General features: G+C 59.3%; 22 protein-coding genes and 1 pseudogene. 13 read left to right on the top strand and 10 right to left on the bottom strand.

Annotated elements, in window-relative coordinates:
• Positions 1-49 precede the first annotated feature (49 nt).
• The gene (locus ACP0KA_RS00975) at positions 50-919 is read right to left on the bottom strand and encodes an NAD(P)-dependent oxidoreductase (protein ID WP_424626969.1); all 870 of its coding nucleotides are present in this window, start codon (positions 917-919) and stop codon (positions 50-52) included.
• 172 nt (positions 920-1091) lie between these two features.
• On the opposite strand from ACP0KA_RS00975, the gene ACP0KA_RS00970 reads away from it, so the two are divergent.
• Positions 1092-2234, top strand: coding sequence for an Mrp/NBP35 family ATP-binding protein (locus ACP0KA_RS00970; RefSeq protein ID WP_424626968.1), 1143 nt, complete (start codon positions 1092-1094; stop codon positions 2232-2234).
• A 147-nt stretch (positions 2235-2381) separates the two neighbouring features.
• Positions 2382-3470, top strand: coding sequence for a TRAP transporter substrate-binding protein (locus tag ACP0KA_RS00965; protein WP_424626967.1), 1089 nt, complete (start codon positions 2382-2384; stop codon positions 3468-3470).
• Between the two features lie 69 nt (positions 3471-3539).
• On the opposite strand, the gene ACP0KA_RS00960 is transcribed toward ACP0KA_RS00965, so the two are convergent.
• The 5 genes from ACP0KA_RS00960 to gph form a co-directional block, all read right to left on the bottom strand.
• Complete coding sequence (locus ACP0KA_RS00960; RefSeq protein WP_424626966.1) at positions 3540-5384, bottom strand: TRAP transporter large permease; 1845 nt, start codon at positions 5382-5384, stop codon at positions 3540-3542.
• 41 nt (positions 5385-5425) lie between these two features.
• Positions 5426-6022 (bottom strand): TRAP transporter small permease subunit, encoded by a 597-nt coding sequence (locus ACP0KA_RS00955; RefSeq protein ID WP_424626965.1) that lies wholly within the window; start codon positions 6020-6022, stop codon positions 5426-5428.
• Between the two features lie 194 nt (positions 6023-6216).
• Positions 6217-7251: a GTP 3',8-cyclase MoaA gene (moaA, locus tag ACP0KA_RS00950; protein WP_424626964.1), complete on the bottom strand. Its 1035-nt coding sequence runs from the start codon at positions 7249-7251 to the stop codon at positions 6217-6219.
• Positions 7252-7524: 273 nt separating this feature from the next.
• Positions 7525-8019: a PEGA domain-containing protein gene (locus ACP0KA_RS00945; RefSeq protein WP_424626963.1), complete on the bottom strand. Its 495-nt coding sequence runs from the start codon at positions 8017-8019 to the stop codon at positions 7525-7527.
• A gap of 158 nt (positions 8020-8177) precedes the next feature.
• Complete coding sequence (gene gph / locus ACP0KA_RS00940) at positions 8178-8864, bottom strand: phosphoglycolate phosphatase (RefSeq protein ID WP_424626962.1); 687 nt, start codon at positions 8862-8864, stop codon at positions 8178-8180.
• 167 nt (positions 8865-9031) lie between these two features.
• Between gph and rpiA the strand changes: the two genes are divergently transcribed.
• From rpiA to ACP0KA_RS00920, 4 genes are all read left to right on the top strand, one after another.
• Complete coding sequence (gene rpiA / locus ACP0KA_RS00935) at positions 9032-9742, top strand: ribose-5-phosphate isomerase RpiA (protein ID WP_424626961.1); 711 nt, start codon at positions 9032-9034, stop codon at positions 9740-9742.
• A gap of 11 nt (positions 9743-9753) precedes the next feature.
• On the top strand, positions 9754-10263 hold the full coding sequence (locus ACP0KA_RS00930; RefSeq protein ID WP_424626960.1) for a DUF2059 domain-containing protein: 510 nt from the start codon (positions 9754-9756) through the stop codon (positions 10261-10263).
• Between the two features lie 204 nt (positions 10264-10467).
• A complete protein-coding gene (gor, locus tag ACP0KA_RS00925; protein ID WP_424626959.1) occupies positions 10468-11853 on the top strand; it encodes a glutathione-disulfide reductase in 1386 nt (461 codons plus the stop codon).
• A gap of 431 nt (positions 11854-12284) precedes the next feature.
• On the top strand, positions 12285-13448 hold the full coding sequence (locus ACP0KA_RS00920; RefSeq protein ID WP_424626958.1) for a beta-propeller fold lactonase family protein: 1164 nt from the start codon (positions 12285-12287) through the stop codon (positions 13446-13448).
• A 46-nt stretch (positions 13449-13494) separates the two neighbouring features.
• On the opposite strand, the gene ACP0KA_RS00915 is transcribed toward ACP0KA_RS00920, so the two are convergent.
• Complete coding sequence (locus ACP0KA_RS00915) at positions 13495-14379, bottom strand: alpha/beta fold hydrolase (protein ID WP_424626957.1); 885 nt, start codon at positions 14377-14379, stop codon at positions 13495-13497.
• Positions 14380-14548: 169 nt separating this feature from the next.
• Between ACP0KA_RS00915 and ACP0KA_RS00910 the strand changes: the two genes are divergently transcribed.
• The 3 genes and pseudogenes from ACP0KA_RS00910 (at position 14549) to ACP0KA_RS00900 (ending at position 18090) form a co-directional block, all read left to right on the top strand.
• Positions 14549-15937 (top strand): class II 3-deoxy-7-phosphoheptulonate synthase, encoded by a 1389-nt coding sequence (locus ACP0KA_RS00910; protein WP_424626956.1) that lies wholly within the window; start codon positions 14549-14551, stop codon positions 15935-15937.
• A gap of 2 nt (positions 15938-15939) precedes the next feature.
• Positions 15940-16289 (top strand): annotated as a pseudogene (locus ACP0KA_RS00905) (diacylglycerol kinase).
• A 43-nt stretch (positions 16290-16332) separates the two neighbouring features.
• Positions 16333-18090 (top strand): NAD+ synthase, encoded by a 1758-nt coding sequence (locus ACP0KA_RS00900; RefSeq protein WP_424626955.1) that lies wholly within the window; start codon positions 16333-16335, stop codon positions 18088-18090.
• 111 nt (positions 18091-18201) lie between these two features.
• Here the strand turns inward: ACP0KA_RS00900 and ACP0KA_RS00895 are convergent, their stop codons facing one another.
• The gene (locus ACP0KA_RS00895; RefSeq protein WP_424626954.1) at positions 18202-19371 is read right to left on the bottom strand and encodes a DUF2865 domain-containing protein; all 1170 of its coding nucleotides are present in this window, start codon (positions 19369-19371) and stop codon (positions 18202-18204) included.
• A 239-nt stretch (positions 19372-19610) separates the two neighbouring features.
• Complete coding sequence (locus ACP0KA_RS00890; RefSeq protein ID WP_424626953.1) at positions 19611-19919, bottom strand: hypothetical protein; 309 nt, start codon at positions 19917-19919, stop codon at positions 19611-19613.
• A 292-nt stretch (positions 19920-20211) separates the two neighbouring features.
• Here ACP0KA_RS00890 and cysS point away from each other — a divergent pair, with 292 nt between their 5' ends.
• The 4 genes from cysS to ACP0KA_RS00870 all read left to right on the top strand — a co-directional run bounded on the left by cysS (position 20212) and on the right by ACP0KA_RS00870 (position 24236).
• Positions 20212-21606 carry a cysteine--tRNA ligase gene (gene cysS, locus ACP0KA_RS00885; RefSeq protein WP_424626952.1) on the top strand — a complete coding sequence of 465 codons (1395 nt, stop codon included), beginning with the start codon at positions 20212-20214 and terminating at the stop codon, positions 21604-21606.
• A 114-nt stretch (positions 21607-21720) separates the two neighbouring features.
• Entirely contained in the window at positions 21721-22245 is a 525-nt protein-coding gene (locus tag ACP0KA_RS00880) for a GNAT family N-acetyltransferase (RefSeq protein ID WP_424626951.1), read from the top strand.
• Entirely contained in the window at positions 22242-23840 is a 1599-nt protein-coding gene (gene cimA, locus ACP0KA_RS00875) for a citramalate synthase (protein ID WP_424626950.1), read from the top strand. Before ACP0KA_RS00880 ends, cimA begins: the two co-directional genes overlap by 4 nt.
• A 9-nt stretch (positions 23841-23849) precedes the next feature.
• Complete coding sequence (locus ACP0KA_RS00870; RefSeq protein WP_424626949.1) at positions 23850-24236, top strand: VOC family protein; 387 nt, start codon at positions 23850-23852, stop codon at positions 24234-24236.
• A gap of 5 nt (positions 24237-24241) precedes the next feature.
• Here the strand turns inward: ACP0KA_RS00870 and ACP0KA_RS00865 are convergent, their stop codons facing one another.
• Positions 24242-24847: a TIGR00730 family Rossman fold protein gene (locus ACP0KA_RS00865; protein WP_424626948.1), complete on the bottom strand. Its 606-nt coding sequence runs from the start codon at positions 24845-24847 to the stop codon at positions 24242-24244.
• Positions 24848-24949: the final 102 nt, after the last annotated feature.

The raw sequence follows: 24949 nt of genomic DNA, 5'->3' as shown, positions 1-24949 counted from the left end.
GTGCCGCCTTTGGTTCGTTGAGCCTGCGGAGGCCCAAATGCGAAGAAAATCAGCGCTCCAGTCGGGCGAGGAGGCTGGAGGTATCCCAGCGCTTGCCGCCCATTTTCTCAACTTCGGAGTAGAAGTTGTCGACCAGGGCGGTCACGGGCAGGCTTGCGCCATTGCGGCGGGCTTCCGCGAGGCAGATCGACAGGTCCTTGCGCATCCATTCGACGGCGAAGCCAAAATCGAATTTACCCTCGTCCATGGCCTTGTAACGATTTTCCATCTGCCAGGACTGCGCTGCGCCCTTGGAAATGGTGTCGATCACGGCGGCGACATCGAGACCCGACTTCTTGGCGAAATGGATTCCTTCGGACAGTCCTTCGACAAGACCGGCGATACAGATCTGGTTGACCATCTTGGTAAGCTGACCAGCGCCGGCAGGCCCCAGCAGTTTGCACATCCGCGCATAGGCCGCGATGATCGGCTCCGCGCGCTTGTAGTCGGCTTCCTTGCCTCCGCACATCACCGTGAGAACGCCGTTCTCGGCACCAGCCTGCCCACCCGAGACAGGGGCGTCGATGAAATGGAAACCGCGCTTGGTGGCTTCTGCGTCAAGCTGGCGCGCGACTTCTGCGGAGGCCGTGGTGTGATCGACAAAGATCGCGCCCGACTTCATGCCGGCGAAGGCGCCGTCGTTGCCGAGGGTCACCGAGCGGAGGTCGTCGTCGTTTCCAACGCAGGCCATGACGAAGTCCTGTCCCTCAGCCGCGGCTTTCGGCGTTGCTGCAGTGCGGCCACCGAATTTCTCGGCCCAGGCTTTCGCCTTTGCGCCGGAGCGGTTGTACACTGTCACTTCATGGCCGCCCTTGGCGACAAGATGACCGGCCATAGGGAAACCCATGACGCCAAGACCGAGAAATGCGACTTTTGCCATATCGTATACTCTTTGAGGGTTGAGATTGCAGATGCGGACCCCGGGGCCCGCGTGGCGCCGACAGCTATGCGTATGATGCGCTCGGATGCAAGGGCGTTGACGGCGCATGTAACGCGCGTAAGAAGGCCGTCATGCGGCGTTTTCCATCGTTCCGCCGCCTTGGAGATCCATTTTGGCCGTCGATAAAGATCAGGTTCTTGCCGCACTTCGGGCAGTGACATCGCCGCGCGGGGTCCCTCTGACCGAGGCGAGGGTCCTATCCGAGATTGCAGCAAGCGATGGGAAAGTGTTTTTTTCCATCAATGTCGATGCTGCTGAGGCGCGTGCGTGGGAGGAGACCCGTGGGCGAGCGGAGGCCGCGGTCCGGGCGATTCCCGGCGTCACGACAGTGATGGTGGCACTGACCGCTGAGCGGAGGCCAGGAGCCGCGCCCGCACCGCAACCGTCTCATCAACATTCTCATCAACATTCTCATGGCGTGAGGCCGGATACACAGCACCGCCCCCATGGGGCACCGGCAGATTCGCCGATGGGCAAGCAAGTCGCGATCCCGGGAGTCGGTGCGATCATTGCAGTCGCCTCGGGCAAGGGCGGCGTTGGCAAGTCGACTACAGCGATCAATCTTGCACTTGGCTTGCGGGATCTCGGCCTCAAAGTCGGGTTGCTGGATGCGGATATTTACGGTCCGTCCGTCCCGCGGCTCACTGGCATCCTGCAAAAGCCGCAGTTGAACGACGCAAGGAAGATGGTCCCCATCTTGCGCTTCGGCATACCGCTGATGTCCATCGGCTTCCTGGTGGGGGAGGAGACCCCCATGGTGTGGCGTGGACCCATGGTGATGTCGGCAATCCGGCAGATGCTGTGGGACGTGGCTTGGGGAGTGCTCGATGTCTTGATCGTGGACATGCCGCCGGGGACGGGGGACGCGCAGCTGACGCTGGCGCAGCAGGTGCCCTTGAGAGGTGCGGTGATCGTGTCGACCCCTCAGGACCTCGCCTTGATCGATGCGCGGCGTGGCATCGCGATGTTCAGCAAAGTCAATGTGCCGACGCTCGGCATCGTGGAGAATATGAGCTATTTTCAATGTCCTGAATGTGGGACACGATCGGATATCTTCGGGCACGGGGGAGCGCGGCATGAAGCCGAGCGGCTCAATGTCCCGTTCCTTGGCGAAATTCCGCTTCACATGGCGATTCGCACATCGTCGGATGCAGGTGCACCTGTGGTTGACAGCGAGCCGAATGGCCCACACGCGGCGATCTACCGTGCAATCGGGGAGAAGATCAAAGCACAGCTTGCGGGTGCGACGGTTTAAGATATCCCTTGATATCCGAGATTTTAAGTTATTCGACTTTCGTTTAATCCTTCGGAATAGCCGCTTCCCCGCATTTTCGGCGGGCGAGCTTCCATGCTACAGACCGAAGGATTCCAAAAAGAAACACACCCCCAAAGGAGATGCCTTATGAAGCGTCGTGAGTTTTTGAAAGTATCGGCCGTCGGGGCCGCCGCTGCTGCGGTGGCTTCGCCGGCAATCGCGCAGTCGTCGCCCGAGATCAAGTGGCGCATGGCATCGAGCTTCCCGAAGTCGCTCGACACCATTTATGGCGGCGGTGAGTATCTGGCGAAGCAAGTCGCCGAAATGACCGACAACAAATTCCAGATCCAGGTATTCGCAGCGGGTGAACTCGTGCCCGGTCTGCAGGCGCTGGACGCGACGTCGAACGGCACCGTCGAAATGTGCCACACCGTTGCGTATTACTATGTCGGAAAGGATCCGACCTTCGCGATCTATGCCTCCGTGCCGTTCGGTCTGAATGCGCGTCAGCAGAACTCCTGGTGGTACCAGGGTGGTGGTATGGAGCTCGGCAACGAGTTCTTCAAGAAGTACGGTGTAATCGCGCATCCGGCCGGCAACACCGGCACCCAGATGGGTGGTTGGTTCCGTAAGGAGATCAAGACCGTTGCGGACCTTCAAGGTCTGAAGATGCGCATCGGGGGTATTGCCGGTCAGGTCTTGCAGAAGGTCGGCGTCGTCCCACAACAGCTCGCCGGCGGCGACATCTATCCATCGCTGGAAAAAGGCACCATCGACGCCGCTGAGTGGGTCGGTCCTTACGATGACGAGAAGCTCGGCTTCCAGAAGGTTGCCAAGTATTACTACTATCCAGGCTTCTGGGAAGGCGGACCGACGGTTCACGCGTTCACGAACCTCGAGAAGTACAATTCGCTTCCGAAGAACTACCAGGCGATCCTCGCCAATGCGGCAGCCAACACCAACTCCTGGATGGCTGCACGCTACGACATGCAGAACCCGACCGCGTTGAAGCGGCTCGTTGCCAGCGGCACGCAACTGCGTCCGTTCACCAACGACGTGCTCGACGCCTGCCTGAAGTCCACCAATGAGCTGTGGGCCGAACTGTCAGCCAAGAACCCCGACTTCAAGAAGTCGATCGATGCGATGCAGGCTTATCGCTCCGACCAATATCTGTGGTGGCAGGTTGCCGAATACACCTTCGACAGCTTCATGATCCGCTCGCGCACCCGCGGCTGATCATACTGAGCTCCAAAAAGAACCCGGCCTTCTCGCGAAGGCCGGGTTTTTTGTTGAGCTGCAATTCCACTATTTGATGGTCGGAGGTCCCAAATCGAGCTGCGGGATTTCGATCTGCGGGATTTCGATCTTCACTTTGTTCGGATCAACCGTCGACAGCGACCCCTTGTAGTGCATAACCATTGCGGGGAAGGCGATCACAAGTCCGACCATGATCACTTGAATGATCACAAACGGCACCGAACCCCAATAGATCTGGCCGGTCGTGATAGGCTCCATTCGCTTGCCGCTGACACGATCGATGTAGGCCTCTTTCGGAGCGACCGATCGCAAATAGAACAGCGCGAATCCAAACGGTGGATGCATGAACGATGTTTGCATGTTCACGCCAAGGATCACGCCGAACCAGATCAGGTCGATGCCAAGTTTTTCGGCAACAGGCCCGAGCAACGGGATGACAATGAACGCCAGCTCGAAGAAGTCGAGAAAGAAGGCGAGCACGAACACGAACGCATTCACAAAGATCAGGAAGCCGGTCTGGCCACCTGGCAGTGCCACGAGAAGTTCTTCCACCCAACGATGGCCGTCGACACCATAGAACGTGAGAGAGAAGACACGAGCGCCGACGAGAATGAAGATCACGAAAGAGGACAGTTTGGCGGTGGATTCCGCTGCCTGACGGGTGAGGTCGAAGGTGAGGCGGCGTTTCATGATCGCGAGAATCAACGCCCCAGCGGCGCCCATAGCTCCGCCTTCGGTCGGAGTGGCGACGCCAATGAAGATCGTGCCGAGGACGAGAAAAATTAAACCAAGCGGCGGGACCATGACGAATACCACCTGCTCCGCAAGTTTCGAGAGCAGTTTCAGACGTAGGACACGGTTCAGGACTGCCAGCACAAACGACATTGCGACGACGATCGACATCGTCAGCACGACGTAATCAGCACCCGCCTTAACGTCGGTGAAGGTCATAATTTCAAGTGCAATTGCTGTCGCGCCGGCCAGCACGAGGTACAAGGACAGCGTCATGGTGCGGATAATGCCGATGAACGGCTTGGTGAAGAGGGCAGTCAGAACCACAAGCCAGAAGCCCTGCAACACCAGCGGACTGTCTGACACCTTATTGAAAACAGGCGAGGTCCAGTCGAACAGGCCAAGCTTTACCGCAAACAGATAGGCCGTTGCCGCCGCAGACAGGGTCGCCAGCGGCAAAATGACCGGATGAGTTGCGGTTTCCGGCTCGCGAAGGGTTTGCGCTTCCACGGGAAGCCCTGGCGTGGCTTGCGGGAAGAAAGTTGCGACCAGAAAAATGTAGGTAGCGTAGAGCAGCGAAAGCACGATGCCCGGAATGAACGCGCCCTCATACATATCGCCGACGGAACGACCGAGCTGGTCGGCCATCACGATAAGCACGAGCGACGGCGGGATGATCTGTGCGAGGGTACCCGATGCTGCAATCACGCCTGTCGCCACTCGGCGATCGTAGCCATAGCGCATCATGATCGGAAGCGAGATCAGGCCCATTGAAATCACGGAAGCGGCGACGACGCCAGTCGTTGCCGCAAGCAACGCGCCCACGAAAACAACGGCATAGGCAATGCCGCCGCGAATGCTGCCGAATAACTGGCCGATGGTCTCGAGAAGATCCTCGGCCATTCCAGATCGTTCGAGAATAAGGCCCATGAAGGTGAAAAATGGGATCGCGAGCAGCGTCTCATTGTTCATGACGCCGTAAACGCGTTCAGGCAACGCCTGCAGAAAGTCAGGACGGAATAGCCCAAGCTCGATGCCGATAAGGGCGAACAGCAATCCGTTTGCCGCAAGCGAGAATGCGACCGGGTATCCCAGCAGCAAAAAAAGCACCAACGACGCGAACATGATCGGCGCCATGTAGTGGATGAACATAGCGGCCATCTAGATATCTCTCTTTAGATGCGGCGTGACGGCAGTAACCGTCATGGCTTTTCGGTTGTAATGGCTTGTGCGATTTTCACGGCTTCCTGCTCGGCAATTTCATGCGCACTGAGCGCATCAACATTGGGGTCAGGGAGCAGTCCACGCATAATTGCAGCACGTTTGATGATTTCCGAGATTCCCTGCACAAACAGAATCGCAAGGCCGATCATGATCAAGGACTTGGTCGGCCATTGAGGGAGGCCGCCGGCGCTGAACGATTGTTCGTTCTGGTGATAGGAAACAAGGAAAAATGGAATCGCGGTCCAAACCAAGATCGCGCAGAAGGGGAGCAGGAAAAAGATATGCCCGATCATGTCAATCCAGCTGCGGACCTTCAGCGGGAGAGCGTGGTTGACGATGTCAATCTTGATGTGTTCGCCCTTGAGCAACGTCCAGGGGGCACAAAGCAGAAAGACCACACTGAAGAGAACCCACTGCAATTCAAGGTAGGTATTGGAGGATACGTCGAACACTTTGCGGACGACAGCATTGACCGCCGAAATAATAACGGCGACGACGACCAGCCACGATGTCCAGCGCCCGATCCACGTACTGAACGTGTCGATGCCTCGGCTCAACTTCAGAAGCGATTGCAAAACCAGTCCTCCAGGTGTGCCTCAACTGTCGCTCGGACTTTGCTGCAGCCATTAAGGCGCGGCATGCCGGCTTTTCCCTGCCGGAGGGCGTGAAGCGGCGCAACCAAATCAGCGACTTAGGCCGCCGTCAATTGGAAAATAGGCAATTTCAAGATGTAAAGTACGGTTTCCGAGATGCCGTTGTGGACGGGCCGTCAGCCGCCGGTGACGCTCATGTGCCGGCTGACGCTTGGGCGATTATGGCGGCGGTCGATGATGAAGTCGTGTCCCTTCGGCTTGAGGCCGATGGCCCGATCGATCGCCGCGCTCAGCAAGTCATTGTCCGGGGATGCGCGAAGCGGCTTGCGCAGATCGGATGCATCCTCGTGGCCAAGACATGTGTGCAGTGTGCCGGTGCACGTGATGCGGACGCGATTGCAGGACTCGCAGAAATTATGAGTCATCGGCGTAATGAAGCCGAGCTTGCCGCCTGTTTCGCTGACGCGGACGTAGCGGGCCGGACCTCCGGTGTCTTCGTCGAGATCGGTGAGTGTGTAGCGCGCCGCAAGACGCGCGCGCAGCATGGATAGCGGCACGTATTGATCGATGCGGCCTTCACCGATCTCTCCCATCGGCATCACCTCGATCAGAGTAAGATCCATGTCCTTGCTGTGGGCCCACTCCATGAGCGATGGGATTTCATCCTCATTCATGTTCTTGAGGGCAACGGCATTGATCTTGACCCTGAGCCCGGCGGTGCGTGCGGCTTCAATGCCCCGCAAGACTTTATCCAGATCGCCCCAGCGCGTGATCGTACGAAACTTCGCCGCATCCAGGGTGTCGAGCGAAACATTAATGCGCCGAACGCCGCAATCTTTCAGATCGGCGGCGAATTTCTCAAGCTGCGAACCATTCGTGGTCAGCGTCAGTTCGTCGAGTGCGCCCGTATCGAGATGGCGCGACAGCGAGTGTACCAGCGACATGACGTTGCGGCGGACAAGGGGCTCGCCGCCGGTTAGGCGGAGCTTGCGGACACCTTTAGCGATAAATGCCGAACACAGCCGATCAAGCTCTTCCAGAGAGAGGAGGTCGGACTTGGGCAGGAACGTCATGTCCTCCGACATGCAGTAAAAGCATCGCAGGTCGCAGCGATCCGTCACCGAGACGCGCAGGTACTTGATCGTCCGGCCGAAAGGATCGGTCATCGCGGACGTCGTTGAGGGGAGGAAGTTCGGCAAAGATCCGGTCATTCAGTATGCCTTGTGACGGATGCTCCGTGACTGCACGGAGCATCCCATGTCACTAGTGTGGCGTCTCGCATTTGCCGACCTGTCTTGCGACTAGTCCCATATCGGCAATTGCGAGACGAAGCCACACTAGCATTTTGATTTTGCTAGTGTCCTTTCGTCTCCGAATAACCGTGCGAGCGCGCCGCGAATGGGGCGGTTATTCGGAGACGGGACACTAGCTAATGTAGGCATTCACGCGGTGGTATACAACGGATCTCTGTTGGATGCGTTGAATTAGCGCGCCGGAGGCGGTGGGAACGGCGAGCTATTGTCTGCAGCAGGCGGTGGCGGGGGCGCTGCCGCAGGTGCGGCGGCGGCAGGAGCCGGCTTGGGTTTCCTTGGTCTCGGTGCCGCAGCTTTCGGTTTGCTCTTTCGCCCAGGAGGCGGAGCAAGCTGCAATTCTGCATAGACCGGATTGGGATCAACGGTCGGAGGAAGCGATGAGCCGGTGAGGCCGTCCTGTTGCTGGCGGACAACCTGCACCGGAACCGTTTCTGGCGTGTACTTCGGAAGCGTGAACGTCACCGCGAAATCGCCTTCCGCAGGAACGGACAACGAACAGGGCGTCTGGCAGGTCTGGCCACCTGGCGTGCGGGCTTCCGCACCGGCGGGCTGTGATTCAAGCTGGATTGTCACCGTTGGCGGCGTCGATTTGAACATCTCCGGAGTGGAGAACGACGAACAGCCGGCGAGGCCGAGGCTCGCAGCGACAACAACAATTTTACGCATAGTGCATCCGTCAAATAATGCGGCGAACCGCAAGTCCCCAGGGGCGGACAATAGAAGTCTCAATTCCGGGGCGCAACCGCAGGGGCGGTTTTAGTTAAGAAAGGGTTAACGTGTGTCCCGCTGGAAAAGTGGCGGATTATGCGCCTGATTTCAAAGCCTTATGAGCGGGTGAATTCGGGCATCAAGGTCTTGATGGCGCCCGGCAGCTCACGCATGTGCCCGATAAGGACGTCGGGTTTCAGCTCGGCGATAGGTACTTCGGTATAGCCGAACTCGACACCAATGACGGGAATGCCGGTGCGTCGCGCGACACCGATATCGGGTCCTGAATCCCCGACCATGATCGATGAGGCGACCTCGCCCCCCGCACGCGCGATGGTCTGGCGCAGAATCGTCGGGTCCGGTTTGGAGACACCAAATGTATCCGCACCACAAATAGCCTCGAAGCGCGATGTCATATCGAGCTGCTCGAGCAGAAGCCTGGACAGACCCTCCAACTTGTTGGTGCAGACAGCGAACCGGAAGCCGGATTCCCTCAGTTCATCGAGGGCGGCATGGAGGCCTTCGAAGGGGCGTGACGCGTCGGCGATATGCGCCTTGTAATAGGTGATGAAGTCGGCGGTCAGGCGATCGACGTCCTGCACGCTCATGGTCCGGCCTTCCATCTCCAGCCCGCGTTCAATCAGCTTACGCGCCCCGCCGCCGATCATGTTCCGGGCCGATGCGATGGGCACTAGGGGGAGGCCTTCACGCTGAAGGACAAAATTGAGGGCGGCGACCAGATCTGGCGCGGTGTCGATCAGGGTGCCATCGAGGTCGAAAACGATCAGGGGGGAGCTAGCCATAGTGGATGGCTAGCTGGCGGCGGGCAATCACGCAAGATGCAAGGCTGGAAGAGCCGATTTGACAGGGAATTGCACCTTCAAGTCTGCAAAACCGGTATCCACGGCAGCGGAAGTCGCGCTATATGCCTCGCGTTCCGGTTGATTGGAACTTTTTACATAGGTCGATCATGTCGATGGATGATCTGAAGCGGCAGGCGGCGGCTCGCGCGGTTGAGCTGGTCGAGGGGGGCATGAAGCTCGGCCTTGGCACCGGGTCGACGGCAAAGCATTTCGTGGAGCTTTTGGGCGAACGCGTGAGTGGTGGTCTGAAGGTCATCGGCGTCCCGACATCCGAAGCCACCCGCGCGGACGCGGAACGATGTGGCGTTCCTTTGACAACGTTAGATGACATCGATCGGCTGGATTTAACTGTCGACGGCGCGGACGAGATTGATCCCGACCTCAACCTGATCAAGGGCGGGGGTGGCGCGCTTTTGCGCGAAAAAATCGTGGCGGCCGCTTCCGACCGGATGGTTGTGATTGCCGACGAGTCCAAGTTGGTGGAAACCCTTGGCCGCTTTCCGCTGCCAATCGAGGTCATTCCGTTTGGCCTTGGTGCCACCCGGCGGGCCATTGAGAAGGCCTTCACTGAAAATGGGGTGTCCGGCCAAATGGACATTCGCAAGGGGCGGGACGGCCATGCTTTTGTCACCGATGGCGGCCACTGGATTATCGATGCCCGGCTTGGACGGATCGTGGACACACCTCGCTTGGCACTGTCGCTGAGTTCGATCCCGGGCGTGGTCGAGCACGGTCTATTCGTGGGTCTGGCGAGCATGGCTGTGCTCGCGGGGGCTAATGGAATTCGGACGATTGAACGGCCTTCGCGCCGTAATTGAGGAGATTGAAGATGAATAAGCTCTCGAAAACGTTGCTCGCGGCCGGCGCGGTGATCGCGCTGTTTGGGGCCACAGCACAGGCACAGCAGCCAGCAACGCCACCGAGCGCGGCTGCTATCGGCTATGCGAAGGAAATCCTCACCGCCAAGCACGTCGAGCAGATCTATCAAGGTGCGGTGCCGGGCCTGGTTCAGCGTACCAAGGACGTTCTGCTTCAGAGCAATCTGAATTACCAGAAGGACCTCAATGAAGTCGCGGTGAAAGTGGCGAAGGATCTTGCTGGTCGCGAGAAGGAAATCGGCGACCAAATGACGAAGATCTATGCCTCCATGTTCACTGAGCAGGAACTGAAGGAGCTCGCGACGTTCTACAAGTCGCCGCTGGGTGCAAAAGCAATCGCTCAAGAGCCGATCGCATTCGCTTCCGCTCGGCAATATATGGATCAGTGGGCGCAAAAGTTTGCCGCAGAAATCAACGGCAAGTTCCGCGCTGAAATGAAGGCGCGCGGAAAAGATATCTAAGCACTCGTGGTCCGATTCTAGCATTCGCATCCCGTTTCAACGGCACCTCGTGCGAATGTTGGAAGCAAAGGATCACTAGCAAATATAAGTTTTCAGTGGAGTTTTGGATTTGACATTCGCTTGACGAACTCGCTGCAAGCTGGGCAGCGAGGGTCAAATCCGCTCCACTAGGACGACGACGGAAAGTTCTGCAGGTGGATTCCGATGGCCGATTTGGACGTTGATTTGTGTGTCATCGGTGGTGGTTCAGGCGGCGTCAGAGCTGCCCGTATTGCCGCCGGTTACGGTGCCAGCGTCCTGATTGCCGAAGAATATCGAATGGGCGGGACGTGTGTGATCCGTGGCTGTGTGCCGAAAAAGCTCATGGTGTATGCGTCACACGTTCGTCATGAATTGGATGATGCAGCGGGTTTTGGCTGGACGATCCCTCCCGCCACGTTCGATTGGTCGACCTTGATTGCCAACAAGGATCGCGAAATTGCTCGGCTCGAGGCGGCTTACACGTTCAATGCCGAGAAAGCCGGGGCACGGATCGCCAAGGCGCGGGCCGTATTCGAAGATCCGCACACGCTGCGTCTCAGCACAGGCGAAACTGTCAAAGCCAAATATGTGCTGATCGCGACCGGCGGAGCGCCCAATCATGGCGAACCCATTCCAGGGATCGAGCACGTCATTTCGTCAAATGAGGTGTTTCACCTTCCGAAATTCCCGAAGCGCATCCTGATCCAGGGCGGGGGCTATATCGCCTTGGAGTTCGCCTGCATTTTTGCGGGCCTCGGAGCCGACGTCACTGTCGTTTATCGCGGCGACAATATCTTGCGCGGTTTCGACAACGATGTGCGTGCCCACGTACGTCGCGAGATGGAAAAGGCCGGGATTACCATTCTGACCGGCTGCATCGTGACCAAAGTCGAGAAGCATGGCGATGCTTACACGTCGCATTTGTCGAGCGGATCGAGCATTGCGTCTGATCAGGTCATGTTTGCCATCGGCCGGCATCCGAATGTGAAGGGACTTGGCCTAGAGAAGGCGGGCGTTGCGCTCAACCCGGTGAACGGCGGCATCGCCGTCAACGAGTTTTCGCAAACGTCGGTGCCACATATTTTCGCAGTGGGCGATGTGACGCAGCGCATCAACCTGACCCCGGTCGCAATCCGCGAAGGACATGCGTTTGCCGACTCGATCTTCGGTAACAAGCCGATAAAGGTCGATCATTCCAATATTCCGACCGCGGTGTTTACGCAGCCTGAGGTCGGTACCGTGGGGCTGACCGAGACAGAAGCTCTGGCGCAGTACACCCACATCGATATCTACAAGGCTGATTTCCGCTCACTGAAGGCGACGCTTTCGGGCAGCGAATCCCGCGTGTTGATGAAGTTGATCGTCGACGCGAGCACCGACCGCGTCCTGGGCTGCCATATCGTTGGTCCGGATGCCGGAGAACTGATTCAGGTCATCGGCATCGCCGTGAAGATGAAGGCGACCAAGGCCGATTTCGATGCGACCATGGCGGTGCATCCGACGGCCGCCGAAGAGCTCGTGACCATGCGGACGCCGAGCGCGCGGCACGTCCGGCAGGCGGCCGAATAAAAACTCCCGTTGGACGACTAGTGTGGTGGTTCAGAAGTCGCTTCATTTCTCGGCGAGTCCTTTAAGCGAACTTCTGAACCCGAACCACACTAGAATCATAGGTTGCTAGTGTCCTTTCGAATCCGAAGTTCGCTACGGGTGCGCTGCATTATGAGGCGAACTTCGGATTCGTGACACTAGGCTTCGGGCGGTGTTTACTAGTGGAGTGGATTTGACATTCGCTACCCACCTTGCCGCAAGCTCCGTAAGCGAATGTCAAATCCAAAACTCCACTAGAATTATATTTGAAGTGGTCCTTTGATTCTAACGTTCGCAAAAGTGATGACGAGGCGGGAGGCGAACGTTAGAATCGGACCACTTATCGCCGGGCCTGTGACGCCCCCGCGGGATCTGCGGCTTTAAAAACAATCATCGGGGCGGGAGGACGTCCCATGCCGTTCGAAGCTTCTTGCGGGCGCGTGATCGCGTGCGCAGTTGTTGCTCTCCCCCTGCTTTGTTCTTCTGCCCATGCCCAGCTTGCCGTCTCGGCAAACGACGGCAAAGCCGTGCTCGTTGACGGCGTATCGAAAACGCCGGCGTCGCCTGCGGCTGACACGGTTTCGATCATCGATTTGAATGTTTCTCCGCCCAAGGTCGTCGGTGAGGTCAAGGCACCCGCCAGCGTGGTTGGGCCGCCGATGAGTGTGGCCGTGGCGCCGGATGAATCGATTGCCGTCGTCACGGGAGCGATGAAGATCGATCCCGCAGATGCGACCAAATCCGTTCCGGATAACAAGCTGTCCGTGATCGATCTGAAGGCCACGCCGCCTGCGGTTGTCGCCACGCTGGAAGCGGGGCTCGGTGCTGCCGGGGTCTCCTTCAATCGTGCAGGGAGTCTTGTTCTGGTTGCCAATCGATCCGAAGGCACGGTCTCGATCTTCACCGTCAATGGCAAAACGTTGACGCCGGCAGGCAAGGTGGATTTCGGCGCGAAGGCATCCGGGCCCAGCCATGCCGTGTTCTCCGTGGACGGGAAAACGGCTCTCGTCACGAGGGACGGTGACAACAAGGTTTCCGTTCTGTCGGTCGACGGCAGCAAGGTCGAATACACCAAGCGCGACCTTGGTGCGGGACTGCGCCCTTACGGCATCGATGTGTCTTCGAAGGGGGACGCTGCTGTCGTGGCCAACATCGGCACCGGCGCCGGCGACGCAGATACCGTCAGCGTGATCGATATTGCTGCGAAGCCGCCTCGCGTCGTTGACACCATCACCGTCGGTCAGACGCCGGAAGGTCTCAAGCTTTCTCCGGACGGGCAGTATGCTGCGGTCGCCGTGATGAACGGCTCCAACAAGCCGAAGTCATCGCCGTTCTTCAACGACAATGGACTGCTGAAGATTTACAGGCTTGAGGACAAGCGCCTGACGCCTGTGACCGAAGCGAAGGTTGGTCATTGGTGTCAGGGCATCGCATTCAGCAAGGACAGTAAGACGGTCCTCGTGCAATGCATGGTCGAGAACGAGATCATGGTCTTTGATTTCGACGGCAAGACATTGACGCCGAAGCCTGCAATCAAGGTCACCGGTCCGGCCGGCATCCGCACCGCGGAGAAATGATCAGCATCGCGGGGAGGAGAGTGACATTTCCTTCCCGCTTGTTGCTTCAGTCAGCCAGCAGCCAATCGGTGGCATCTTTCCAGAGGCTGTTGCGGTGCTCGGGACGAAAGAAGCCTAGGTGACCGACCTTCGCCGCACCGACGCTCGCGGGACTGATCGTGACGATCTCCGGTTTGGTCGATGTAAAGCCTGAGCAGAGCACCTCGACGGCGGGTGGTGTGGCCCACGGATCGTCGGAGAAGCTCAGCGCCCGCACCGCGCCACGGTAGTTCGGGTAATTCACCAGCGCAGCCAGCGTTGGGTCATCGTAGTAGTAACGCTTGCTCATGACCCAGCGCGCCCACTGCAGATAGACGTGCTTCGGCAGGTCCTCCCCAAGCCCCATCTTGCCGGAGGCGTAACCCATCATCTGCGTGAGCGGTTTGCCGATGAAGTTCATCAGCGCATAGACACGGTAACCCTCTGGCGGTGTCATCAGGCCCCAGTAGCCGGCCTGAGCGGCCACAAACAGCGCGCGCGAAACCTCGGTGTTGTTTGGCAGCAGTCCGAGGGCCTGGCCGCCGAACGAATGGCCCACATAGCGAAGCGGCATGGGAAACTGCGATCGCATCCAGGCAACGGCTGCAGTCACGTCGCGCGCCGCCCAATCCGCCATCGACGCATCGAACCCCACCAGTGATCCCGGACGGGAATCGCCCGTGCCGCGATAGTCATAGGTCAGGACCGCGCACCCGCGCTCTGCCAGATAGCTGGCGAACCCGCGATAGATCTTGCGCGGAACGGCGGTTGCCGAATTGACCAGAACCGCGCTTTGGACCGGTCCGGACGGCCGGAACAGGGTGCCCGCAAGCCGATAGCCATCAGAGGCCTTGAAAGAGAGATTAGCACTGGAGCCGGCATCCGGCGGTGGGCTCGAAATCCCGGATGTCACGGCAATTCCCCTTCGCGTTTGGGCCAAAACGGCAATAAAATCGTCTAAAGTTAACTTGTCGGGTCCGCAAGCGCTTGAAATCCAACGGCGAATTGCAACTGGCAAGAAGGGGGCCATCTGTGTATAACCCCGCGCTATTGTCCAGACGGTTCTGTTAGGAGTTTCAGTGATGTCCGAGCGGTGGACGCCCGATAGCTGGCGCAACAAGCCAGTGCTGCAAGTGCCTGAGTATCCCAATGCCAAGGCGTTGGCCGATGTCGAGGCGCAACTGGCCACGTTTCCGCCGCTGGTTTTTGCAGGTGAAGCGCGCAACCTGAAGAAGGCGCTCGGGCGCGTCGCGGCGGGCGAAGCCTTCCTGCTCCAGGGCGGCGATTGCGCCGAGAGCTTTGCCGAGCACGGCGCCAACAACATTCGCGATTTCTTCCGCGTGCTGCTGCAGATGGCGGTGGTGCTGACCTATGCCGGCGCGCTGCCGGTGGTGAAGGTCGGGCGCATCGCGGGGCAGTTCGCCAAGCCGCGTTCCTCGCCGGTCGAGAAGATCGATGGCGTGGAACTGCCGAGCTACCGTGGCGACATCGTCAATGACAACGCGTTCACGGCGGAAGCGCGTACGCCCGATCCGCAGCGCCAGTTGATGGCTTATCGCCAGTCCGCTGCGACCCTGAACCTGCTGCGCGCGTTCGCGACCGGCGGTTTCGCCAATCTCGGCAGCGTGCATCAGTGGATGCTCGGATTCCTGAAGGATTCGCCGCAGTCGCGCCGTTACAAGGAATTGGCCGATCGCATTTCCGATGCGCTCAACTTCATGCAGGCGTGCGGACTGGATCTCGAAAGCCATCCGGAACTGCGCGCTACGGATTTCTACACCAGCCATGAGGCCTTGCTGCTCGGCTACGAGCAGGCGTTCACCCGCGTCGATTCCACGACCGGCGACTGGTACGCAACGTCGGGCCACATGATCTGGATCGGCGACCGCACCCGGCAGCTCGACCACGGCCACGTGGAATACTTCCGCGGCATCAAGAATCCGATCGGCCTCAAGTGCGGCCCGTCGCTGAAGCCTGATGAACTGCTCAAGCTGATCGACGTTCTCAACCCCGACAACGAGCCGGGACGTCTGACGCTGATCAACCGGTTCGGCGCGGACAAGGTGGGCGATCATCTGCCGCAGTTGATCCGCGCTGTTCAGCGCGAGGGCCGGGTGGTGGTCTGGTCGTGCGATCCGATGCACGGCAACACCATCACGTCGACCTCCGGATACAAGACGCGGCCGTTTGACCGCGTGCTGTCGGAAGTGAAATCGTTCTTTACGATTCACGCGGCCGAGGGCACCCACGCGGGTGGCGTTCATCTGGAGATGACCGGTCAGGACGTCACCGAGTGCATCGGCGGCGCGCGCGCCATCACCGATGAGGATCTCAACGACCGTTATCACACGGTTTGCGATCCGCGGCTTAATGCCGAGCAGTCCATCGATATGGCTTTCCTGATCGCCGAACTGCTCAAGCAGGAGCGCGCAGGCAAGGTGAAACCGATGCCGGCTGTCGCAGGCTTCTAAAGGTGCTGCGCATCTGGCGCGCCACCATCAACACCAGGAACGGACTGATTTTTGCAGTCCGTTCCGAACAGGCCATTCGCGAGGAACTGGCCGCGCTTTTGATATCGATACCGCGTGGTTCATCGGGGTAACGCCGGCGCGGCGGGTCGAGCTCATTGTTGTCATATTGCTGTTGCTCGTGGTTGAGTTGCTGAATACGGCAATTGAAAAGCTCTCCGACCGTCTGACAATGGATCACGATCCGCAGATCGGGCGCGTCAAGGATATGGGCTCGGCCGCAGTGGGCGTGGCGCTTCTCATTGCGGGCATCACCTGGCTCTTTGCCATCGCCGAGCGCATAGGCTTCATCTAAGCGAGCAATTGCGGAAATCTCATCCGCCGGGCTAAAAGCAGACATGGCCGAGATTTCCCAACTTACGATCACACTTGCGCAACTCAATCCGGTTGTCGGTGACGTCACCGGCAACGCCGCCAAGGCGCGCGCGGCGCGTGGACGGGCGAAAGCCGACGGCGCAGATGTTGTTGTGCTCCCCGAATTGTTCATCGCGGGCTATCCGCCGGAAGACCTTGTGCTGAAGCCGGCGTTCCAGGCTGCCTGCCGTGCAGAGGTCGAGAACCTCGCGCGTGAAACCGCCGATGGCGGACCCGCGATGTTGATCGGCACGCCTTGGGTCGAAGACGGCAAGCTCTACAATGCGTGCGTGCTGCTTGACGGCGGCCGGATCGCAGCCTTGCGGTTCAAGGTCAATTTGCCGAACTACGGCGTGTTCGACGAGAAGCGCGTGTTTGCGCGCGGGCCGGTTTCGGGACCAATTACAATCCGGGGCGTGCGGATCGGAATTCCCATCTGTGAAGACACATGGATGGAAGAATCCCGGGATTATGAAAACGTCGTCGAATGCCTCGCGGAGACGGGCGCTGAAATTCTGATCGTGCCCAACGGCTCGCCTTACACGCGTGAGAAAAACGACATGCGTTTGTCGGTTTCCGTGGCGCGCGTCGCGGAGAGCGGCCTGCCGCTGATCTATCTCAATCAGGTGGGAGGGCAGGACGAACTGGTGTTCGATGGTTCATCGTTCGCGCTGAACGCCGATCGTTCGCTGGCACTGCAGCTTCCCGCATTTGAGGAAAACATCACCACCATCCAATGCATCAAGGGCGACGAGGGGTGGACCTGCAAGAAGGGGCCAATCGCGCAGGTTCTTGATGGCGACAAGGGGAACTACGCAGCCTGCGTGCTCGGCTTGCGCGATTACGTCACCAAGACCGGTTTTCCCGGCGTGCTGCTGGGCATTTCCGGTGGCATCGATTCCGCTTTATGCGCGGCGATCGCGGTCGATGCGTTGGGTGCCGACAACGTGCGCGGTGTGATGCTGCCGTTCCGTTTCACGGCGCAGGAGTCGCTCGATGATGCAGCAAAGCTCGCAAAAGCGCTCGGCATTCAGTACGAAGTGCTTTCCATCGCGCCCGCGGTGCACGGTCTTGAAGAAATCTTGTCCGGGCCGTTCAAGGGCCTGGAACGCGACGTCACGGAGGAAAACCTTCAGGCACGTACCCGCGGTGTGCTGCTGATGGCGATCTCCAACAAGACCGGCGCGATGCTGGTCACCACCGGCAACAAATCTGAAATGTCGGTGGGATACGCTACGCTCTATGGCGACATGAACGGCGGCTACAATCCGATCAAGGATATCTACAAGACCGAGGTATTCCGCCTGTCGACGTTGCGGAACAGCTGGAAGCCGGAAGGGGCTCTCGGTCCATCGGGGGAGGTCATTCCTCCCAACATCATCACGCGCCCACCCACGGCGGAGCTGCGCGAAAATCAGACCGACCAGGATTCGCTGCCGCCTTACGATGTGCTCGACGCCATTCTTGAGCGGCTGGTCGAGCGCGAAGAGCCTGTCGCATCGATTATTGCGGAAGGCTTCGATCGGGACACGGTGCTGCGGATCAGCCGGTTGCTGAATGTCGCGGAATATAAACGCCGTCAGGCGGCGCCCGGCGTGAAAGTCACCCGCAAGAACTTCGGTCGCGACCGCCGCTACCCGATCACCAACAAGTTTCGTGAAAACGGTGTGCCAGCGCCGAAGGCCGATGACACGCTGGTGACGCGTTCGAGCCGCGGTTCGGTTGAAGCCTTCGACGGTTAAGCCGGCTTGCTGGCGCGGCGTTGCCCGCGCAGCTCGTGCGGTGCTGCAGGAATTCGGGAAAGATTGGTCAGGGGAGGTTGCGGAACGGCAATCTGTCCTGGTCGGAGCGGATTAGTGCGCCGGGATGAAGGTCGGTCCGACCGAGCGGATCGGCTTGTTGTTCTGCGATGTCGCGCTCTGGGGCGGCGCTGGTGCCGGCGCTGGATTTTGGGCCGTTGCGGCGGGAGGCGCACCTTTCCGCTGAGACACCGGTGTCTGCTGCGGTTGTGCCATCTTCTTCGACCGCTCGTCGGTGACGATGATGTCGCCTTGCTCGAGAGACGCTTTGTCGTCGATGTTCTTCAGCGCATCGGACCAGGTTTGTCCGGGAGCCTTGCAACTGCACGTTTTGTCGAATTGCTGGCGATAGCGGAATGCATTCGGCGACTGCGAATAGGGCTGTCCCGAGAGCGACACCGCCTGATTCATGTCTTCGCCCGGATTGCGATAGGTATAGAGCGTTGCGTCTGCTGCCGGGCAAAGAGCTTTGCAAGTTTTTTCGTCTTCGCCGAAACGGCTCGGAACCGTCGCAAAGGAAATCGGGAAGTAATATCCATCGCAGCTGCGTGCGCAGACGGTACGATATGTCGATGACGGCGCGCCGTTGTCCATCGGGGGAGCGTCCGCTGTCTGGCCTCCGCCGCCGCCAAAGAGGTTTTCGAGAAAACCACCGCCGCCGGCGGCGCGGGCCGCCTGGGCGTATTGCGGTCCGCAATTGTTCTGGGCCAGTGCCAGCAGCACCGAGCGGCGCTGATTGTCGCGCTCGGGATTACCGCCGCCGCCACGCAGCCGCTCAAGGCTGGTGGTGATCTGGTCGAGATTCGAGCGCATTTGCTGAATCTGGTTGTTGATCGGGCCGCACTGCGCCGATTGGCCGCTGAACAGCGAGAAAAATCCTGAACTGTCGCATCCTTGGCGTCGCGCCTGTCCCTGCACGCGCTCCAGCTCTGCCTGCTGACGGTGGGCCGCCTCCTCGTAGCGCCGGATCTGATCCGCACGCGCGCTGTCGCCGCCACCGCCGTCAATGGCAGCGAGCTGCCCGACAAGCCGCTGACACATGGGATTGCCGGGAGGCGGTCCAGGAGGCGGCGGAGGGGCGCCTTGCGCCATAGCCTCGAAAGCCACCGCTGCGACGCTCAAGGCGGCGGCGCAGGCAAGGATGCATCGCTTGAAGAGAAGGCTAGTGGAGCGGATTTGACGTTCGCTACCTTCCTTGCCGCGAATTCGTGATGCGAACGTCAAATCCAAAGCTCCACTAGAACTTACATTTGCTAGTGGTCCTTCGATTCTAACGTTCGCAAAAGTGGCTGCCGAGACGGGATGCGAACGTTAAAATCGGACCACTAGGCAAACTGTCACGATCCGGCTGACTGACCGCGACGCGGCCGACGAAGCTCACATACTAGCTTCCGGCGGCGAGGTCACGTCGATTCCGGGGCGCAGATAAGGCAAAAACTGCAAAGGAACGTGAGCGTTGCGGCTCAGCGCTGGCACGTGATCGCGATGTATTCACCGCATTCGCCGCCACTGCAGGTGCGGCCTGTGGATAACGGAACTGAACCGGTCACGTCGTCGGGGTCAACGCGGTGATAATTGGTCGCTTGGGCGAAGTCCCGAGACCGGCAATAGGCCCGGGCGGCGTGCTCACCGCACTTTTCCCCGTTGGCGAGGCACTCGTTGACGGCATAGCCGTCCGACTGATTGGCGATCACGAAGACGCGGCTGTCGGCCAAAGCGGGCGAACTCAGCAGCAAGAGAGCGCAAAAGGGCAGCGCGGACACGAATCGCATAATGCACCGGTCGAGAGGGAAGCAGGCGCATACACGAATAGGCTCAAAGAGTTAAGAATTATTAAGGGTATGTCTCCCAATTATACAAAGGTTTGGAGCGACTTCCGGACATGCCGCGGTCTTGACGTGGTCCCCTGGGCTGGACCATTGTGCCGCCGATGAACGGTTCTCTCTCCATTTTCGGCATTTGCCGCGGGATTATTCGCTAGCGATTCGCTGGCTGGAGCCGTCTTTTCTCAAAAATGAGATCAAGGGACGCCCGGCCGCAAGGCAAGGGACGGATGCGTTTTCCATGGAACTGAAGCTTTACGACACGCTGACCAAGCAGAAGCAGCCGTTCCGGCCGCTCGATCCGAAAAACGTGCGCATGTATGTGTGCGGACCAACGGTCTACGACTTCGCCCATATCGGCAATGCCCGTCCGGTCATCGTGTTCGACGTGGTGTTCCGGCTGTTGCGGCATGTCTATGGCGAGAACCATGTCACCTATGTCCGCAACATCACCGACGTGGATGACAAGATCAACGCAAGGGCCTTGCGTGATTTTCCCGACCTTCCGCTCAATGACGCGATCAGGAGGGTCACCGAAAAGACGGCAGCTCAGTTTCACGCCGATGTGGCGGCGTTAGGCTGCCTGAAGCCGACATTCGAGCCGCGCGCGACCGAGTTCGTCTTGCCGCGGACGGATGGCAAAACGGACATGGTGACCTTGATCACGCAGTTGATCGCGCGGGGACACGCCTATGAGGCCGGTGGCGAGGTGCTGTTCGATACAGCATCTATGCCCGATTACGGATTGCTCTCAGGCCGCAAGCTCGAGGACCAGCAGGCGGGCGCCCGCATTGCCGTCGATGCCCACAAGAAGAATCCCGCCGACTTTGTGCTGTGGAAGCAATCATCAGATGACGAGCCCGGATGGGACAGCCCATGGGGCAGGGGACGCCCCGGCTGGCATATCGAATGCTCGGCCATGAGCGCCGCCTATCTTGGCGAGGTTTTCGATATCCACGGCGGCGGTCTCGATCTCATCTTTCCTCATCATGAAAACGAGATCGCGCAATCGCGATGCGCGCACGGCACGCACACCATGGCCAATATCTGGATGCATAACGGCTTCCTGCAGGTCGAAGGTGAGAAGATGTCGAAGAGCCTCGGCAACTTCGTCACCATCAATGAGCTGCTGCGGGACTGGCCGGGCGAAGTGCTGCGTCTCAATATGCTGAAGACGCACTATCGCTCGCCGATCGACTGGACCCTCAAGGGATTGGAAGAAAGCGCCAAGACGCTTGACGATTGGTACGAGGTTGCGGCCGACAGCAAGGGAGAGGTCGCATCAGGTGCGGTTCTCGAGGCGCTGTCCGACGACCTCAATACACCACAGGTCGTGGCCTCGCTGCATGGTTTGCGCAACGCGGCTGCTTCGGGCGACGCCAAGCAGCGTGAAGCATTCGCTGCATCCTTGCGCCTTCTTGGCTTCCTGTCCGACAGCGCTGCCGGGTGGAAGGCCAAGAAACAACAGGCGAGTGGGATCGATGCCGCTCAAGTCAACAGCCTGCTTTCCGATCGCGCGGCCGCTCGCGCCCGCAAGGACTTCAAGGAGTCCGATCGTATCCGTGATGAACTGGCCGCGATGGGGGTCGTGATCAAAGATTCGAAAGAAGGAACCACCTGGGAGATCGCGCGATGACAAAGCCGGACACCCCATTTCCGAAGCATTGGCGTTACTACATTGTGCTCAAGTGGCTTGTGATTGCTGTCGCTGTGGTGATCGCACTCAAAGTATTCGGAGTCTTCTAACGTCATGGGACAAGCGCTTCCCAAGGTCGGGCTACGGCCATTTCTTCCCGCGGATACTTCAGTGCTCGCGGCTATTTTTGTCGCGAGTGTCGAGGAGCTGACCGAGGACGATTATTCAGAGGCACAGCGCGAGGCCTGGGCCGGTGCCGCCGAGGACGAAGAGAAATTCGGCAAGCGCCTCGCCGGTCAGTTGACACTGGTTGCGACCATTCAAGGTTCGCCAGCAGGCTTCATTTCCGTAAAGGGCAATGACCACATTGACTTGCTGTACGTGCATCCGCGCTTCGTCCGGCAGGGTGTCGCCACGGCACTGTGCGATGCGATCGAAAAATTGTCGGCCGCGCGCGGTGTGACGGGTCTCAATGTGGAATCCAGCGACACAGCCGAGCCGTTTTTTGCAAGGCGCGGCTATGTTTCCGAGCAACGCAATACGGTGTCTATGGGCGATGAATGGCTCACCAACACCACGATGAAGAAGGTATTGGGCGATAACGGTCCTCAGAGCGAGGCGCCTGGAAGGCCGTCATGAGCCGCGAACGGCTTTATTTATTCGACACGACCCTGCGCGACGGCGCGCAGACCAATGGCGTTGATTTCACACTCCACGACAAGCAGATCATCGCCAATATGCTTGATGATCTCGGCATCGACTACATCGAAGGCGGCTATCCGGGCGCCAATCCCGCCGACACCGCGTTTTTCTCCACCAAGCCGAAATTCGGCCATGCCAAATTCACCGCGTTCGGCATGACCCGCCGTGCCGGTCGCTCGGCATCGAACGATCCGGGGCTTGGTGCGCTGATCGAAGCCAAAGCGGATGCCATCTGCTTTGTGGCGAAGTCGTCGGAGTATCAGGTGCGGGTGGCGCTTGAGACGACCAATGAGGAAAATCTCGCGTCGATCCGCGACAGCGTCAGTGCGGCCAAGGCCGCTGGTCGCGAGGTGATGCTCGATTGCGAGCATTTCTTTGATGGCTACAAGGAAAATCCGCAATTCGCGTTGGCCTGCGCGAAGGCCGCTTACGACGCCGGGGCGCGCTGGGTGGTGCTTTGCGACACCAACGGCGGCACCATGCCGAATGAGATCGAGACAATCGTCGCTGACGTCGTCAAACACATTCCCGGCGACCACGTCGGAATCCATACCCACAACGACACCGAACAGGCGGTGGCGAATTCACTGGCGGCGGTGCGTGCGGGCGCGCGGCAAATTCAGGGCACACTGAACGGACTTGGCGAGCGTTGCGGAAACGCGAACCTTTGCTCGCTGATCCCGACGTTGAAGCTGAAGAGGGAATTTGCCGACAAGTTCGAGATCGGCGTGTCGGAGGAAAAGCTCGCGACCCTGGTTCAGGCCTCGCGTGCGCTCGATGATATCCTCAATCGCGCGCCGGATCGCCATGCGCCTTATGTCGGCGAGAGCGCATTCGTCACCAAGACGGGCATTCACGCCTCCGCGGTGCTGAAAGATCCGCAAACCTACGAGCATGTCGCGCCGGAAGCAGTCGGCAATCATCGGCGGGTGCTGGTGTCCGATCAGGCGGGGCGGTCCAACGTGATGGCTGCGCTGGAGCGCGCCAATATTCCGTTCGACAAGACCGACCAGAAGCTCACACGCCTGGTCGAGGAGATGAAGGAGCGGGAAGCGGCGGGTTATGCGTATGAGTCTGCCAATGCATCGTTCGACCTGCTGGCGCGCCGGACGCTTGGCAGGGTTCCGAACTATTTCGATGTTGTACAGTTCGACGTGAACGTCGAGCAGCGCTACAATTCCCTCGGTGAGCGCGTCACCGTGGCGATGGCGGTGGTGAAGGTCAATGTTGCTGGAGAGATGTTGATCTCCGCGGCGGAAGGCAACGGTCCGGTCAATGCGCTGGATGTCGCGCTGCGCAAGGATCTTGGAAAGTATCAGAAATATATCGAAGGCCTGAAACTCGTTGACTATCGCGTGCGCATCCTCAACGGGGGTACCGAAGCCGTCACCCGCGTGCTCATCGAGAGCGAGGACGAGCAAGGCGAGCGCTGGACGACTGTCGGAGTATCGCCCAATATTATCGATGCGTCATTTCAGGCGCTGATGGACTCGGTGATCTACAAGCTGGTGAAATCGAACGCACCGACGTGAGGAGGTCCGATGATCGATCATGTCTCTGTTGGGGTTTCCGATCTTGAGCGCGGCACGAAGTTTTACGAAACGGTGCTTGCGCCGCTTGGTCTGACCAAGCTGGTCGAGCGACCCACCACGATCGGGTTCGGAAAAACCTATCCGGAGTTCTGGATCAATCTTCGGGCCGGGATGAAGCCGGTCCCGCTCGAGTGCGGAACGCACATCTGTCTGCGGGCGCCGACGACGGCTGCGATCGAAGCCTTTCACGCAGCTGCGTTAAAGGCAGGCGGTCAATCCAATGGAGCGCCTGGACCGCGTCTGGAGTATCACCCGAGCTACTACGCGACCTTCATCATCGATCTCGATGGTAACCGCATCGAGGCCGTCACCTTCCTGAAGGACAAAGCCGGCTGACGGGGTCAGAGCCGGCTTGCGACCTTGTCTTCCATCAGCTTGGTCGCTTCAGGAGCGCGGGTCGCTGCCTTTTCCAGAATCGGCAGGATGTCTTCGACATGCTCCGCGGTCAAAATATCGACCGACAGGTTGGCGCGGATAAACGCCGTATCCCTCATGTGGTCGAGCAATACGAGGAGGGGATTCCAGAATCCCTCGATGTTGGCGATGAGGATCGGCTTGGCGTGACGGCCAAGCTGCGCCCAGGTCATCTGCTCGACGAGTTCTTCCAGTGTGCCGATGCCGCCGGGAAGCGCCACGAAGGCGTCGGAGCGATCAAACATCAGCTGCTTCCGCTCGTGCATGTCCTTCGTGACGATCAGCTCCTGCGCGCGCTTCAGGGCGTTCTCGCGTGCGGTCAGGAAGTCCGGGATGATGCCGGTGACAGTCCCGCCATTGTCGAGCGCGCCCGTGGCGACTGCGCCCATGAGACCGATCGAGCCGCCGCCGTACACAAGGCCGACGCCGTTCTCGGCAAGGGACTTGCCGAAGGCAGTGGCTGCTTTGACGAAACCGGGATTAGTGCCAGGGCCGGAACCGCAATAAACGCAAACATTCTTGATAATTTTCATACTTTGCGATGTGGCACTGCATTGCGACATCGTCAAGACGGGCCCAATGCGGGAAGATAAGAGGAAGGAATCGCGAGGGAAAAATCGTCCCGGAGCGGGCCG

The sequence above is a fragment of the Bradyrhizobium sp. SYSU BS000235 genome, assembly GCF_049747295.1.
Lineage (GTDB): Bacteria > Pseudomonadota > Alphaproteobacteria > Rhizobiales > Xanthobacteraceae > Afipia.
Note: the sequence above shows the minus strand (reverse complement) of the source record. Positions and strands in the feature narration are given on the sequence as shown.

Coding starts and splice junctions, on each gene's coding strand:
- rpiA (WP_424626961.1), top strand. CDS start 9,032: ATGTCGATGGATGATCTGAAGCGGCAGGCGGCGGCTCGCGCGGTTGAG.
- ACP0KA_RS00975 (WP_424626969.1), bottom strand. CDS start 919: ATGGCAAAAGTCGCATTTCTCGGTCTTGGCGTCATGGGTTTCCCTATG.
- ACP0KA_RS00865 (WP_424626948.1), bottom strand. CDS start 24,847: ATGAAAATTATCAAGAATGTTTGCGTTTATTGCGGTTCCGGCCCTGGC.
- ACP0KA_RS00900 (WP_424626955.1), top strand. CDS start 16,333: ATGGCCGAGATTTCCCAACTTACGATCACACTTGCGCAACTCAATCCG.
- cimA (WP_424626950.1), top strand. CDS start 22,242: ATGAGCCGCGAACGGCTTTATTTATTCGACACGACCCTGCGCGACGGC.
- ACP0KA_RS00920 (WP_424626958.1), top strand. CDS start 12,285: ATGCCGTTCGAAGCTTCTTGCGGGCGCGTGATCGCGTGCGCAGTTGTT.
- ACP0KA_RS00965 (WP_424626967.1), top strand. CDS start 2,382: ATGAAGCGTCGTGAGTTTTTGAAAGTATCGGCCGTCGGGGCCGCCGCT.
- ACP0KA_RS00945 (WP_424626963.1), bottom strand. CDS start 8,019: ATGCGTAAAATTGTTGTTGTCGCTGCGAGCCTCGGCCTCGCCGGCTGT.
- ACP0KA_RS00870 (WP_424626949.1), top strand. CDS start 23,850: ATGATCGATCATGTCTCTGTTGGGGTTTCCGATCTTGAGCGCGGCACG.
- ACP0KA_RS00880 (WP_424626951.1), top strand. CDS start 21,721: ATGGGACAAGCGCTTCCCAAGGTCGGGCTACGGCCATTTCTTCCCGCG.
- ACP0KA_RS00910 (WP_424626956.1), top strand. CDS start 14,549: ATGTCCGAGCGGTGGACGCCCGATAGCTGGCGCAACAAGCCAGTGCTG.
- ACP0KA_RS00960 (WP_424626966.1), bottom strand. CDS start 5,384: ATGGCCGCTATGTTCATCCACTACATGGCGCCGATCATGTTCGCGTCG.
- cysS (WP_424626952.1), top strand. CDS start 20,212: ATGGAACTGAAGCTTTACGACACGCTGACCAAGCAGAAGCAGCCGTTC.
- gph (WP_424626962.1), bottom strand. CDS start 8,864: ATGGCTAGCTCCCCCCTGATCGTTTTCGACCTCGATGGCACCCTGATC.
- moaA (WP_424626964.1), bottom strand. CDS start 7,251: ATGACCGGATCTTTGCCGAACTTCCTCCCCTCAACGACGTCCGCGATG.
- ACP0KA_RS00890 (WP_424626953.1), bottom strand. CDS start 19,919: ATGCGATTCGTGTCCGCGCTGCCCTTTTGCGCTCTCTTGCTGCTGAGT.
- ACP0KA_RS00930 (WP_424626960.1), top strand. CDS start 9,754: ATGAATAAGCTCTCGAAAACGTTGCTCGCGGCCGGCGCGGTGATCGCG.
- gor (WP_424626959.1), top strand. CDS start 10,468: ATGGCCGATTTGGACGTTGATTTGTGTGTCATCGGTGGTGGTTCAGGC.